This is a genomic window from Comamonas sp. GB3 AK4-5, from assembly GCF_041320665.1.
In the GTDB taxonomy this organism is placed as follows: domain Bacteria; phylum Pseudomonadota; class Gammaproteobacteria; order Burkholderiales; family Burkholderiaceae_C; genus Comamonas.
In genome coordinates this window covers 4,556,976-4,569,971 of the sequence record NZ_CP166730.1, presented here as the reverse complement: position 1 = coordinate 4,569,971, position 12,996 = coordinate 4,556,976, and the positions used below count along the sequence as shown (strand labels likewise).

The window sequence follows — 12,996 nt, the reverse complement described above, 5'->3', positions numbered from 1 at the left end:
TCAGCGTTCTATTTTTAAAACAATGAGCCTGCCCGATCTCAACGACCTCTCCTACTACGCCCTGGTGGTGGAGCACGGCGGTTTTGCTGCCGCCGGGCGCGCCTTGGGCATTCCCAAATCCAAGCTCAGCCGCCGTGTGGCCCAACTGGAAGAGCGCCTGGGCGCGCAGCTGCTGCGGCGCTCCACGCGCAGCTTTTCCGTCACCGACATGGGCCAGCGCTACTACGAGCATTGCCGCGCCATGTTGACCGAGGCCGAGGCGGCCGAGGCCTCGGTGGTCATGGCCCACAGCATGCCCTGCGGCGTGGTGCGGCTGAGCTGCCCCGTGGCCCTGCTGACCGCGCGGGTGGGGGCCATGCTGGCCAGCTTTATGGCGCGCTATCCCGAGGTGACGCTGCAGGTGGACGAAACCAACCGCCGCGTGGATGTGGTGGGCGAGGGCCTGGATCTGGCCATCCGCGTGCGCCCGCCGCCATTGGAAGACAGCGACCTGGTGCTGCGCCGCCTGGCCGAGCGCCGGCAATGCCTGCTGGCCAGTCCGGCCCTGGTGGAGCGCATGGGTCAGGCCAGCGGGCCCATGGATATGGCGGCCTGGCCCAGTCTGGACATGGGCCAGCTGCAGGAGACGCACCGCTGGTTGCTGCTGGGGCCGAATGGCGAGCGCGCCGAGGTACGCCACCAGCCGCGCCTGGTGACGCAGTCCATGGGCACCTTGCGTGACGCGGCCATGCAAGGCGTGGGCGTGGTGCAACTGCCCAAGATGTTTGTGCAGGAAGAGCTGCGCAGCGGCGCGTTGGTCCAGGTGCTGCCGGGCTGGGCGCCGCGCGCGGAAATCGTGCACGCCGTCTTTGCCTCACGCAGAGGTCAGCTGCCGGCCGTGCGTGCGCTGCTGGACCATCTGGTGCAGCAGTTTGATGACATGGATGAGGATTGAGGTCACCCCCTGAGGCGCTGCGCGCCTTCCCCCCGCTCTTCGCTCGGTACGCTGCGCGGGCAGGGGGACGACACCAGCGCTGGCCTAGGCTGCAAGGCGGCCCTTGCGCGGTGTCCTGGCCTGGGCCGTGTCCGTGTCGTAGGCCAGGAGTCGGTTTGGAGCTGTTGCCTTTCCAGTCACTGCTACAGCACTTTTTCGTGCCTGCTGCTTTGCCGGATTACACCCTCACCCCCGCCCTCTCCCGCAAGCGGGCGAGGGAGAAAGATCAGAGAACACGGCGCAAGAGCGCACCCATGGCGCATGCCTCGCCCCATTCGCCAGGGGCAGCGAGCAAGGGCCGCCCCGCAGCGAGGCTGCCGTCCCCCTCCCTCGCGCAGCGAGAAAGAGGGGGAAGGCGCGTTAGCGCCTCAGGGGGTGTTTAATTTTTCCACCTCCACTGCGCAGTCATAAAAACAGGGGCCACGGCCGATGTCGGTGAGCTGCTGGTGGGTGAGCTCGTTCACATTCGTGCCGTTGTCGCCCTGTTTGCGCCACCAGATGCCCAGCCCCACCACCACGCCAGTGCGGGCGCGGCCGTTCAGGGCGGCGTGGCAGACATGCTCGCCCCGGGCGTTGAATACGCGCAGCCGGTCGCCGTCGGCAATGCCGCGCGCGGTGGCGTCGTCGGGGTGCAGCTCCAGCAGCGGGCGCTGCTCCATGCGCTGCAGACTGGCCACATTGGCGAAGGTGCTGTTGAGGAAGTTGCGCGCCGGCGGCGAGATCATGGCCAGCGGAAATGCGGGCGTGGGCGCCTCGTAATTGGGCACATAGTCCGGCAAGGTGTTGATGCCCAGTGCGACCAGCCTGGGGTTGTCGAACTCGCATTTGCCCGAGGGTGTGGCAAAGCCTCCTTCCGCAAACGGGGCCTCTGCCACGGGGATGGTGGCAAAGCCGTTTTGCAGCAAGGCATCAAAATCGATAGCTGTTCCTGCTACTGCAGTGCGGCACAGCGCCTCATCGGAGTCGTGAAAATGCGCTGCGGCAAAGTCCGCGTCCAGGCAGGCCATTTGCGCGGCCAGGTCGCGAAAGATTTGCGCATTGCTGCGGGCCAGGCCTTGGGGGGCAATGGCGGGGCGGTTCAGCAGCACATCGGTGTGGCCGTAGCTGCCGTGAATGTCCCAATGCTCCAGCTGCGTGGTGGCCGGCAGCACATAGTCGGCATGGTCGGCGGTGTCGGTCATGAAATGCTCCAACACCACGGTGAACAGGTCATTGCGCGCAAAGCCGGCAGCCACCTTGACCGACTCGGGCGCCACGGTCACAGGGTTGCTGTTGTAGACCACCACGGCCTCGACCCGGGGGCCGAACTGGGCATCGCCGGGGTGGAGCAGCACATCGCCAATCTGGCTCATATTCAGGGTGCGTGGGCGGCGCGCGCCCAGCAGGTCGGGGCGCTGCAGCGCGGCTTTTTGAAACGGCGCCACGCCCGAGCTGGACAGCAGCAGGCCGCCGGCGCGGTGGCGCCAGGCACCTACCAGGGCCGGCAAGCAGGCCACGGCGCGTACCGCATTGCCGCCGCCGCGCACGCGTTGCATGCCGTAGTTCAGGCGGATGGCGGCGGGGCGCATGGTGCCGTAGTCGCGTGCCAGCTGCTGGATCTGTTCCACGGGCAGGCCACAGACCTGGGCGGCACGCTCGGGCGGCCATTGCAGGGCGCGTGCCTTGAGCTGCTCCCAGCCCTGGGTGTGCCGGGCAATGTAGTCGTGGTCCAGCCAGTCGTTGCGAATCAGCTCGTGCATCAGCGCCAGGGCCAGGGCGGCGTCGGTGCCGGGCAGCAGCTGCAGATGTTCATGGCATTTGTCTGCCGTCTCGCTGTGGCGCGGGTCTATGCATACCAGCTTGGCGCCGTTGCGCTTGGCCTCCTGGGCATAGCGCCAGAAATGCAGATTGCTGGCAATCGAATTGCTGCCCCAGATGAGGATCAGCTGGCTTTCGGCAAAGAACTCCACCCGCATGCCCAGCTTGCCACCATAGGTGTGGGCCAGGGCTTCGCCGCCAGCGCTGGAGCAGATGGTGCGGTCCAGCAGGCTGGCGCCCAACTGGTGGAAAAAGCGCCGGTCCATGCTCTCACCCTGGACCTGGCCCATGGTGCCGGCGTAGCTGTAGGGAAGAATGGCCTCGGGCGCACGCTGGGCAATGGCGTGCAGGCGCTGGGCAATGTCGCTGAGGGCTTCGTCCCAGCCCACGGGAGTGAACTGGCCGCTTCCTTTGGGGCCGCTGCGCTTCAAGGGCTGCAGCACACGCTGTGCGTGGTAGCTGCGCTCGGTGTATTTGCTGACCTTGGCGCACAGCACGCCGCCGGTGTGCGGGTGCGCGGTATTGCCCTGCACCCGCGTGGCCACGCCGTCGACCACGGTGGTGCGCAGCGAACAGGTGTCGGGGCAGTCATGCGGGCAGGCGCCGATGACGGTGGTGGCGGCGGAATCAGGGCTTGCGGACATGGCGGTGGCTGTGTGCGTGGGGGAGGTAGTGGCCACATTTCACCACGGCTGGTATGTGTTGTGGGCATATGCATAGACCGCCTCGGTGCAGCGTTGGCAGATGCCACCGCAGCTGAGATTCGCCATGGCGGTGGTCTAATGCCGGGCATTGCGAACTGCTTTTTGAGAGGGTCCATGGCAAACCACATTGCTCCATCGCCCAAGGCTGGTGGCTGGCGCTCTCCACACGGCCTGCTGCGCCTGTCTGTGGTGGTGGCGGTGGTCACCATCGTGCTGAAGATGATGGCCTGGTGGCTCACCGGCTCGGTGGGCTTGCTGTCGGATGCGCTGGAATCCTTTGTCAACCTGGCGGGTGCCATGTTCGCCCTGGCCATGGTCACCATTGCCCAGCGCCCGGCCGATGCCGATCACCCCTATGGCCACCACAAGGCCGAGTATTTTTCGGCCGGCTTTGAAGGCCTGCTGGTGATGGGCGCCAGCCTGGCCATCATCTGGGTGGGCGTGGCCCGCTGGATCAACCCGCAGCCGCTGGAGCGCCTGGACTGGGGCCTGGGCCTGTCGCTGCTGAGCACGGCCTTGAATGGTTGGCTGGCCTGGGTGATGCTGCGCTCGGCGCGGCAATACCGCTCCATGGCGCTGGAGGGCGATGCCCGCCATCTGCTGACCGATGTCTGGACCTCGGTGGGGGTGGTGGCCGGCCTGGTGCTGGCCCATGTCACAGGCTGGCTGTGGCTGGATGCCGCCGTGGCCGTGGCCGTGGGCCTGCACATTCTGGTGCAGGGCGGGCAACTGGTGTGGGAGTCCTCGCAAGGGCTGATGGACAGCGCGGTCGATGCCGAAGCGCGCAGTGCCATCGACCGCTGCTTGCAGCAGTGCGCCGAGCAGGTGCAAAGCGAAGAGGGCGTGGCCCTGGCCTTTGACAGCATCACGACCCGCCGTGCGGGCGAGCGCAGCTTTGTGGATCTGCATATGCATGCCCCGGGCCAGTGGACGCTGGCCCACGCCGCACAATGGCGTACCCGGGTGGAGCAGGCGCTGATGCAGGCCATTCCCGGTTTGCAGGCACGCATCGAAGTGTTGCCCGATGGCATGGCTACGGCCTATGAGCAGGCCATGGCGCAGCAGCCTCCATCGACAAACTAAGACGAGAGAAACAAGCCATGTTGAGTGTGGTGCAGCGCGTGAAAAGCGCGCGCGTGGAAGTGGATGGCCAGATCACCGGCCAGATTGAACATGGCCTGCTGGCCCTGGTGTGTGCCGAGCAGGGCGACCGCGAGGCCGAGGCCGACAAGCTGCTGGCCAAGCTGCTCAAGTTGCGCATTTTTCAGGACGAGGCCGGCAAGATGAACCGCAGCCTGCAGGATGTGGGTGGCGGTTTGCTTGTGGTCAGCCAGTTCACGCTGGCGGCCGACACCAAGGGCGGCAACCGCCCCAGCTTCACCGGCGCAGCCGCACCGGCAGAGGGCCAGCGCCTGTATGACTACTTTGTGGCCCAGGCCCGGGCCTGCCACCCTGTGGTGCAGACCGGCATCTTTGCCGCTGACATGCAGGTGCATCTGGTCAACGACGGGCCGGTGACCATTCCCGTGCGCATAGCGCCCCAGGCCTAAACATTTCTTTCCCGCATGGATGGGCATTTTTATGAAGCATTTCGCCTCTCTCCCCTTGCTGGCACTGGCCGCCAGCACCGCCCTGACCTGCAGCCTGCCGGCCCAGGCGCAAACGCTGAAAAAACCCGCGCTGGATGCGCTGCTGGCCCAGCCCGTGCCTGCCACGTTCGCCGCTTTCGCGCAGCAGGCCGCGCAGTCCCAGCCTTCGGTGGCCGCTGCCGTGCAGCGCTATGCCCGGGGCGAGGCGCTGGCCGGCGACGAGCTGGTCGATATCGCCCGCCTGCTGGGGGCTTACACCCGCCTCACGCAAGAAGCGGCCGTGCTGGGCACGCTGGAGCGCATGGTGGCCCTGCACCACGGTGCGTGATGCCAAGGTGGCACCGCATGAGAGCCCCGCCATCATCGATTTCGGCAAGCTGGTCGAGACCATGGCGCGCGACTTTGGCTTGCGCTTTCGCAATGTGGACAACCGGATTTTTGAGGTCACGTTGCCGGCGAACTTGGCAGGGAAGGGTACGGATGAGTTCGGCATCCTCACCCACGCCGATGTGGTGCCTGTGGTGACTGCCGAATGGGTGCTGGATGGCAAGCAGCTCAACCCTTTTCAGGTCACCCGTGTGGGCGACAGGCTTTATGGCCGCGGCACCATTGACGACAAGGGCTCCATCGCCACCGTGCTCTATGCCATGAAGGCTGTCAAGGACAGCGGCCTGCCGTTGTCGCGCAGCATCCGCCTGATGATCGAGACCACCGAGGAAACCGGTGGCGACGCCATGAAGTACTACCAGGGGCAGACGCAGCTACCGGCCTACAACATCGTGCTCGACAGCAAATACCCGGCCGTGGTGGCCGAAAAAGGCAGTGGTGCACTCAAGGCCGTGTTTGCGGATGCGCCCGTGGATGCGGCGCAGCCCGCCATCACTGCCATGGCGGGCGCGGCCTCGGCGAATGCGATTGCGCAAACCGCCACGGCCACCATTTCGGGTGGCAATGCCCTGGCTCTGGCGGCGATTGCCCAGCGGCTGAATGCTGCCAAAGATGCGTTTGTGGCCCAGCACCAGGGCCAGAGCGGTCCATTCGCCATAGCGGTGCAGCAGGGCGATGGCGCGGTCACGGTCAAAGTCACCGGTAGCTCGGCCCATGGCTCGCGCCCCGAAGAGGGGGTGAACCCCGTGCCGCGTCTGGCGCTGTTCCTGCAAAGCGTGCTGCTGCCCGCTCAAGGCCAGGCCCTGGTCCAGCCCAGTGCCTACAGCCAGGCCGTGCGCTATATCAACGGCGTGTTCGGTCTGGACTATTTGGGCAAGCAACTGGGCCTGGCCTATGCCGACGACTTCATGGGCCCGCTGACGCTGTCGCCCAATCTGATCAAGGCAGCCGATGGCAAGCTGGAGGTCATCACCAATGTGCGCATGCCGCGTGGCAAAACGCCAGAGCAGCTGCGCACCGAAGTAGAGCAGGGGATTGCCCGCTGGAGTGCCAGCGCCCAGGTGCCGGTGACGGTGCACTACACCCAGGGCAACTGGATGGCGCGCGACCCCAAGGGGGCCTGGCTGTCCACGCTGCTCAACATCTTTGGTGACACCACGGGGCTTGAAGCCAAACCCGTGCCCACGGCCGGCAGCACCACGGCCAAATTCCTGCCCAATGCCATCAACTTTGGCCCGGCCATGCCCGGCAAAAAGTACACGGCCCACAACGCGCTGGAATACCAGGAGCTGGCCGATCTGCGCACCGATATGCAGATGTTCACCGAGATGCTGGTGCGCATAGGCAATCTGCAGCAGATGCAGTAAGTTGTGCCTCAGAGGCGGGCGCTGGACACCCGCCGAAGGTTTTGTGGGTGGCAGGCACTGCGGTGGGCGCAGTCCCCGGATAATTCGCCCATGAATACCTCCGCCTCTGCCCCCGCCGCTGCATCCACCGCGTTTTCGGCCCTTCCCCTGTCGCCCGAGATGCTGGCCAATCTGCAGCAGCTGGGCTATGCGCAGATGACGCCCATCCAGGCGGCCAGCCTGCCGCTGACCTTGCAGGGCAAGGACTTGATCGCCCAGGCCAGCACTGGCAGCGGCAAGACCGCCGCCTTCGGCCTGCCCATGGTGGACCGCCTCAACCCGCGCTGGTTTGCCGTGCAAGCCCTGGTGTTGTGCCCCACGCGTGAGCTGGCCGACCAGGTGGCCACGGAAATCCGCCGCCTGGCCCGGGCCCAGGACAACATCAAGGTGGTCACCGTGTACGGCGGTGTGCCCTCGCGCAACCAGATCGCTTCGCTGGAAAATGGTGCCCACATCGTGGTCGGCACGCCCGGCCGCGTGATGGACCTGATGGAGCGCGGTGCCCTCGACATCAGCAATCTCAAGACCCTGGTGCTGGATGAGGCCGATCGCATGCTGGACATGGGCTTTCTGGCCGACATCGAAACCGTGGTGCGCCAATGTCCGCCCGATCGCCAGACCCTGCTGTTTTCCGCCACCTACCCCGAAGGCATTGCCGGCCTGGCCCAGCGCTTTATGCGCGAGCCGCAAACCGTGAAGGTGGCGGCCCAGCACAGCTCGAACAAGATCCAGCAGCGCTGGTACGAGGTCGATGCCGACGACAAGATCTACACCGTGGCCAAGGTGCTGGCGCATTTCCGCCCCGAATCGACGATTGCCTTTTGCAACACCAAGCAGCAATGCCGTGATGTGGTGGCCGAGCTGCAGGCCCAGGGCTTTAGTGCTTTGGCCCTGTTTGGCGAGCTGGAACAGCGTGAACGCGACGAGGTGCTGGTGCAGTTTGCCAACAAGAGCTGCAGCGTGCTGGTGGCCACCGACGTGGCCGCGCGCGGCCTGGACATTGCCGATCTGTCCGCCGTCATCAATGTGGACGTGACGCCCGACTCCGAAGTCCACATCCACCGCATCGGCCGCACCGGCCGGGGTGATGCCGAAGGCTTGGCCTTGAACCTGGTGTCCATGGACGAGATGGGCAGCGTGGGCAAGATCGAACAGCTGCAGGGCCGCGCCTCGGAATTCTTCCCCGTGGATGAACTCACGCCCGCAGCCGGTGGCGAGCTGCTGCCCCCCATGATGACCATCCAGATCATCGGCGGCCGCCGCGAAAAAATCCGTGCCGGCGACGTCATGGGCGCCATGTGCGCCGACTTTGGCTACACCCGCGAGCAGATCGGCAAGATCAGCGTCAACGACTGGTCCACCTATGTGGCCGTGGACCGCAAGATTGCCGCTGCGGCCTGCGCCAAGCTGAATGCGGGCAAGGTCAAGGGTAAGACGGTGAAGGCGCGCTTGCTGTGAAATGCTCCCCCTGAGCCGCTTCGCGTCTTCCCCCTCTCTCGCTGCGCGGGAGGGGACGATGCCGGCGCGGCGGGGCGGCCCTTGCGCGGCATCCTGGCCAGGGGCCTGGTTTGATGACGACTGGGCTTGCTTGCAGAGAAATCGCAGTGGTGTTTCAACACACGTCTGATCAGCCTGTACAGCGTGTGTTGCTTGCTCCTGCAGCTATGGAAATAGCGTAAGCCGCAGGACTCACCCCTTGATAAAAAACAGCCCCGCCATCACCAGCCCCGTCACCACAATTCCCCAGCGCAGCGCGGGTGCCGGAATCTTGCGGGCCACGCGGGCGCCACCGTAGCCGCCTGCGGTGGCGGCCACCATCATCAGCAGGGCCTGGGGCCATTGCACAATGCCGCCCACGGCGTAGATGGCCACGGCGATGGCGGTGAGCAGGGCGGAGACCAGGTTCTTCATGCCATTCATGGCGTTGAGCTGGGTTTGCCCCAGCAGGCCGAACAGGGCCAGCAGCAAAATGCCCAGACCGCCGTTGAAGTAGCCGCCGTACACGGCCACGGCCAGCATGCCCAGGGCGGCCTTGGTGGCGCTGGGGGCGTGGTGGTCTGCATTCTTGCCGGCGGCCCAGGCGCGCAGCTGGGGGCCGAAGGCGAACAAGGCGGTGGCGGCCAGCAGCAGCCAGGGCACGACCTTGCGGAAGATGGCATCGGGCGTGAACAGCAGCAGGGCGGCGCCGGCCGTGCCGCCCACCAGGGACAGCAGCACGCTTTGCCGCATGGAAAGGCCGGGGGGCGAGGCCATGTCTTCCTTGAAGCCCCAGGCGCCGGCTGCATAGCCCGGCAGCAGGGCCACGGTGCCGGTGGCATTGGCCACCACGGGGGGCACGCCGGTAAAGACCAGGGCCGGCAGCGTGAGAAAGCTGCCCCCGCCGGCCACGGCGTTCAAGGCACCGGCCACAAAGGCGGCGGCCAGCAAGAGTGCGATATGGCTGGCGGAGCCCAGTCCCAGAATGTCCATGCGATGTCTCCCTGAATCCTGCGGATCTTGTTTGTCTTGTGATGGCCGGCATGGGCCGGTCTGCTGTCTATCTTAGGCGGGGCTGCCTGCAGACCAGCCATGGGCGTGGCAAAGCAGTTGTGCGCTGCGTGCAGGTACTGGCCTTGGCCCACGTTTTGCAGGCATAAGAAAATTCAAAAACAATCGTTTGAGAAATAAGCGCGGCTCTGCAGAATTCGCCTCCTTTGCTGGAGTTTCGTCATGTATCTGCCTCGCCTTTTTTCTCGCACCACCTGGGCCTTGCTGGCCGCCGCTTGCGTGCAGGGCCAGGCCATGGCGCAGCAGCCGGATTTCCCGGCACGGCCGGTGAAGCTGATCGTGGCCAATGGCGCGGGCAGCGCGCCCGACCTGCTGGCGCGCCAGGTGGGCCAGCTCGTCTCCAAGGACTGGAAGCAGTCCGTGGTGGTGGACAACCGCGGTGCGGCGGGTGGCGTCTCGGCCGTGGACGCCGTGGCCAAGGCCCAGCCCGATGGCTACACCCTGCTGGTGGCGGGCGACAGCGCCATCACCATCATGCCCAATGTGCAGCGTCACCTGCCCTATGACATCAAGCAGGACCTGGTGCCGGTGACCAAGCTGGGCCAGTCCGACTTTGTGCTGGTGGCCAACCCCAAGCGCGGCTTCAAAAGCCTGCAGGACTTTGTGGGCTACGCCAAGGCGCATCCGGGGTCTATCAACTACGCCTCCTCGGGCACGGGCGGTGCCCAGCATCTGGCCATGGAGTTGTTCAAGCAAAAGGCCGGCTTTTTTGCCACCCACATTCCCTACCGTGGCGGGCCCCAGGGTCTGCAGGATGTGCTGGGCGGCCAGGTGGATGTGATGCTGATTGCCGTGGCGCCAGCCCTGGCGCAAATCCAGGCCGGCAAGCTGACGGCGCTGGCCGTGTCCGGTCTGCAGCGTCACCCGCTGCTGCCCCAGGTGCCCACCGTGGCCGAGACCTACAAGGGCTTTGAGGCCGGGGCCTGGTTTGGCCTGTTCGCTCCCAAGGGCACGCCGGCCGCGCTGGTGCAGGCCATTGCCAGGGACGCCGACCGCGCCCTGCAAAACCCCGAGCTGCGCCGCAGCCTGCTGCAGCAGGGCATCACGCCCGTGGGCGAGGGCCAACAGCGCTTTGTCCGCCAGATCCAGAGCGACGATGTGCGCATGGCCCAGCTGGTGCAGACCATTGGGCTGAGCGTGGAATAAGGGGCTGCTGCGGCCCCATCCCAACCTTCCCGGCAGGGAAGGGGTGAATTCAAAAAGAGAGCTTCTAGTGCAGGTGGTAGTTTGATTTCAGGGTGATAAAGCCTTGAAACCTTGACGCCATCAGTAAGAGCAGCTCTTGTTTTTATTTGGCTGTTATTTGGCGTAGGGATCGGCGTAGCCTAGCTCGGCCATGATGTCGGTCTCATAGGCCTCCATCTCGTCGGCGTCGGCCTCGCTGGTTTCATGGTCCCAGCCCTGGGCATGCAGGGTGCCGTGCACCAGCAAATGGGCGTAATGCTCTTCCAGCGTCTTGTTTTGCTCCTGGGCTTCGCGCGCCACCACCGGGCCGCAGATCACCAGGTCGGCCATCACCGTGGGTTCTTGCTGGTAGTCAAAGGTCAGCACATTGGTGGCGTAGTCCTTCTTGCGGTACTCGCGGTTGAGCTGCTGGCCTTCTTCGGTGCCGACGATGCGCACCGTCATCTCGGCATTCACGGCCAGGGCATGGCGAATCCATTTGGTGACCAGGGTGCGGCTCAGCAGGGCGCGGTGCTCGGCCACGCTGTCAAATTTGCCGAATTGCAAAGAGAGTTCGAGTTGGTTCAATGCCATATCAGTAATCCGTGGTGCGCGAGCCATATCGCATGGAGCAGGCGCGGCCCAATGTCAGGGCACCGCGCAAGGGCCGCCCCGCCGCGCTGGTGCCGTCTCCCTCCCACGTAGCGAGAGAGGGGGAAGACGCGAAGCGGCTCAGGGGGTGCTTTTAGCGTGGGCTACGTCCTGTGCCGTTCGCGTCGTAAGCATCCACAATGCGCGCCACCAGCGGGTGGCGCACCACGTCGGCGCTGGTGAAGCGGTTGATGGAGATGCCTTTGACGCGCTTGAGCACGCGCTCGGCGTCGATCAGGCCGCTCAATGCCCCCTTGGGCAGGTCGATCTGGCTCACGTCGCCGGTGACCACGGCCCTGGCGCCAAAGCCTATGCGGGTGAGGAACATCTTCATCTGCTCGGGCGTGGTGTTTTGGGCTTCGTCCAGGATCACAAAGGCGTTGTTCAGCGTGCGCCCGCGCATAAAGGCCAGTGGGGCGATTTCCAGCGTGTTGCGCTCAAAGGCCTTTTGCACCTTGTCGTAGCCCATCAGGTCGTACAGCGCGTCGTACAGCGGGCGCAGATAGGGGTCGACCTTCTGCGTCAAATCGCCAGGCAGAAAGCCCAGGCGCTCGCCGGCCTCCACGGCCGGGCGGGTCAGCACAATGCGCTGCACGGCGCTGCGCTCCAGTGCATCCACGGCGCAGGCCACGGCCAGATAGGTCTTGCCGGTGCCGGCCGGGCCAATGCCGAAGGTGATGTCGTGCTTGCCGATGTTGTCCAGGTAGATGGCCTGGTTGGGCGTGCGCGCGCGCAGGTCGGCGCGGCGCGTGGTCAGCTGCACGGCGGTGGTGTCGGGCTCCAGCATTTCGGCGTCGCCGGCCAGCATCAGCTGCAGCGTGTCTTCCGAGATGGGGGCATCGGCCATTTCATACAGGGCCTGCAGCAGCTCCAGCGCCTGCTGGGCCTTGGCCTTGGGGCCGTCCACCTTGAACTGCTCGTGGCGGTGGGCGATCTTGACCTGCAGGCCCACCTCGATGGTGCGCAAATGGGCGTCTGCCGGGCCGCAGAGATTGGCCAGGCGCAGGTTGTTATGGGGTGTGAAGGTGTGGCGGAGGATCACGCGGATAATTCCATCCAAAGGGCTGCCAAAACGGCAGCTAAAGGAAACCAATGATAGGCAAACTGACGGGCAAGCTGCTCGAGAAGAACCCTCCCGAAGTCCTGCTGGACGTCCACGGTGTGGGCTATGAGGTGCAGGTGCCCATGAGCACGTTCTACCACCTGCCGGGGCTGGGCGAGCAGGTGAGCTTGCTGACGCACTTTATCGTGCGTGAGGATGCGCAGCTGCTGTATGGGTTTGCCACCACCCAGGAGCGTCAGACATTCCGCGAGCTGATCAAGGTCAGCGGCGTGGGCCCGCGCACCGCGCTGTCGGTGCTTTCGGGCATGGGCGCCGATGATCTGGCCCAGGCCGTGGCGCTGCAGGAAGCCGGTCGTTTGGTGAAAGTGCCCGGCATTGGCAAGAAAACTGCCGAGCGCCTGCTGCTGGAGCTCAAGGGCAAGCTGGGTGATGCCATCGTGGGCGGCGCGGCTGCCCAGGTCAAGAGCGATGCCCAGGGCGACATCCTGCAGGCGCTGCTGGCCCTGGGCTATTCCGACAAGGAGGCATCGGCCAGCCTCAAACTGCTGCCGGCCGATGTGGGTGTCTCCGAAGGCATCAAGCTGGCCCTCAAAGGATTGAATAAGTAGCTCCCCCTGAGCCGCTGCGCGTCTTCCCCCTCTCTGGCGCTATGCGCCGGGGGGGGACGGCACCAGCGCGGCGGGGCGGCCCTTGCGCGGTGCCCTAGCGAAAGGGG

The 12,996-nt window shown here is 65.5% G+C and carries 10 protein-coding genes and 1 pseudogene; 7 read left to right on the top strand and 4 right to left on the bottom strand.

Annotated elements, in window-relative coordinates:
* Window positions 1-22: 22 nt before the first annotated feature.
* Complete coding sequence (locus ACA027_RS20285; protein WP_370679989.1) at window positions 23-934, top strand: LysR family transcriptional regulator; 912 nt, start codon at window positions 23-25, stop codon at window positions 932-934.
* A gap of 407 nt (window positions 935-1,341) precedes the next feature.
* Here the strand turns inward: ACA027_RS20285 and ACA027_RS20280 are convergent, their stop codons facing one another.
* Entirely contained in the window at window positions 1,342-3,414 is a 2,073-nt protein-coding gene (locus tag ACA027_RS20280; RefSeq protein WP_370679988.1) for a molybdopterin-dependent oxidoreductase, read from the bottom strand.
* Window positions 3,415-3,588: 174 nt separating this feature from the next.
* Between ACA027_RS20280 and ACA027_RS20275 the strand changes: the two genes are divergently transcribed.
* The 4 genes and pseudogenes from ACA027_RS20275 to dbpA all read left to right on the top strand — a co-directional run bounded on the left by ACA027_RS20275 (window position 3,589) and on the right by dbpA (window position 8,314).
* Entirely contained in the window at window positions 3,589-4,557 is a 969-nt protein-coding gene (locus ACA027_RS20275) for a cation diffusion facilitator family transporter (protein WP_370679987.1), read from the top strand.
* A gap of 17 nt (window positions 4,558-4,574) precedes the next feature.
* A complete protein-coding gene (gene dtd, locus ACA027_RS20270; RefSeq protein ID WP_370679986.1) occupies window positions 4,575-5,024 on the top strand; it encodes a D-aminoacyl-tRNA deacylase in 450 nt (149 codons plus the stop codon).
* A gap of 31 nt (window positions 5,025-5,055) precedes the next feature.
* Window positions 5,056-6,817 (top strand): annotated as a pseudogene (locus ACA027_RS20265) (dipeptidase).
* 90 nt (window positions 6,818-6,907) lie between these two features.
* On the top strand, window positions 6,908-8,314 hold the full coding sequence (dbpA, locus tag ACA027_RS20260) for an ATP-dependent RNA helicase DbpA (RefSeq protein ID WP_370679985.1): 1,407 nt from the start codon (window positions 6,908-6,910) through the stop codon (window positions 8,312-8,314).
* Window positions 8,315-8,545: 231 nt separating this feature from the next.
* Here dbpA and ACA027_RS20255 read toward each other — a convergent pair whose 3' ends face one another.
* On the bottom strand, window positions 8,546-9,325 hold the full coding sequence (locus ACA027_RS20255) for a sulfite exporter TauE/SafE family protein (protein WP_370679984.1): 780 nt from the start codon (window positions 9,323-9,325) through the stop codon (window positions 8,546-8,548).
* A 240-nt stretch (window positions 9,326-9,565) separates the two neighbouring features.
* On the opposite strand from ACA027_RS20255, the gene ACA027_RS20250 reads away from it, so the two are divergent.
* Complete coding sequence (locus ACA027_RS20250; protein WP_370679983.1) at window positions 9,566-10,549, top strand: Bug family tripartite tricarboxylate transporter substrate binding protein; 984 nt, start codon at window positions 9,566-9,568, stop codon at window positions 10,547-10,549.
* A gap of 153 nt (window positions 10,550-10,702) precedes the next feature.
* Here ACA027_RS20250 and ybeY read toward each other — a convergent pair whose 3' ends face one another.
* Window positions 10,703-11,161: an rRNA maturation RNase YbeY gene (gene ybeY / locus ACA027_RS20245; RefSeq protein WP_370679982.1), complete on the bottom strand. Its 459-nt coding sequence runs from the start codon at window positions 11,159-11,161 to the stop codon at window positions 10,703-10,705.
* A gap of 151 nt (window positions 11,162-11,312) precedes the next feature.
* Window positions 11,313-12,260: a PhoH family protein gene (locus ACA027_RS20240; protein WP_370679981.1), complete on the bottom strand. Its 948-nt coding sequence runs from the start codon at window positions 12,258-12,260 to the stop codon at window positions 11,313-11,315.
* Between the two features lie 50 nt (window positions 12,261-12,310).
* On the opposite strand from ACA027_RS20240, the gene ruvA reads away from it, so the two are divergent.
* Window positions 12,311-12,889: a Holliday junction branch migration protein RuvA gene (gene ruvA / locus ACA027_RS20235; RefSeq protein WP_370679980.1), complete on the top strand. Its 579-nt coding sequence runs from the start codon at window positions 12,311-12,313 to the stop codon at window positions 12,887-12,889.
* Window positions 12,890-12,996: the final 107 nt, after the last annotated feature.

What these genes read in the sequence shown, in the direction of transcription:
- ruvA (WP_370679980.1), top strand. Translation starts at nt 12,311, where the DNA reads ATGATAGGCAAACTGACGGGCAAGCTGCTCGAGAAGAACCCTCCCGAA.
- ACA027_RS20285 (WP_370679989.1), top strand. Translation starts at nt 23, where the DNA reads ATGAGCCTGCCCGATCTCAACGACCTCTCCTACTACGCCCTGGTGGTG.
- ACA027_RS20280 (WP_370679988.1), bottom strand. Translation starts at nt 3,414, where the DNA reads ATGTCCGCAAGCCCTGATTCCGCCGCCACCACCGTCATCGGCGCCTGC.
- ACA027_RS20255 (WP_370679984.1), bottom strand. Translation starts at nt 9,325, where the DNA reads ATGGACATTCTGGGACTGGGCTCCGCCAGCCATATCGCACTCTTGCTG.
- dbpA (WP_370679985.1), top strand. Translation starts at nt 6,908, where the DNA reads ATGAATACCTCCGCCTCTGCCCCCGCCGCTGCATCCACCGCGTTTTCG.
- ACA027_RS20250 (WP_370679983.1), top strand. Translation starts at nt 9,566, where the DNA reads ATGTATCTGCCTCGCCTTTTTTCTCGCACCACCTGGGCCTTGCTGGCC.
- dtd (WP_370679986.1), top strand. Translation starts at nt 4,575, where the DNA reads ATGTTGAGTGTGGTGCAGCGCGTGAAAAGCGCGCGCGTGGAAGTGGAT.
- ACA027_RS20275 (WP_370679987.1), top strand. Translation starts at nt 3,589, where the DNA reads ATGGCAAACCACATTGCTCCATCGCCCAAGGCTGGTGGCTGGCGCTCT.
- ybeY (WP_370679982.1), bottom strand. Translation starts at nt 11,161, where the DNA reads ATGGCATTGAACCAACTCGAACTCTCTTTGCAATTCGGCAAATTTGAC.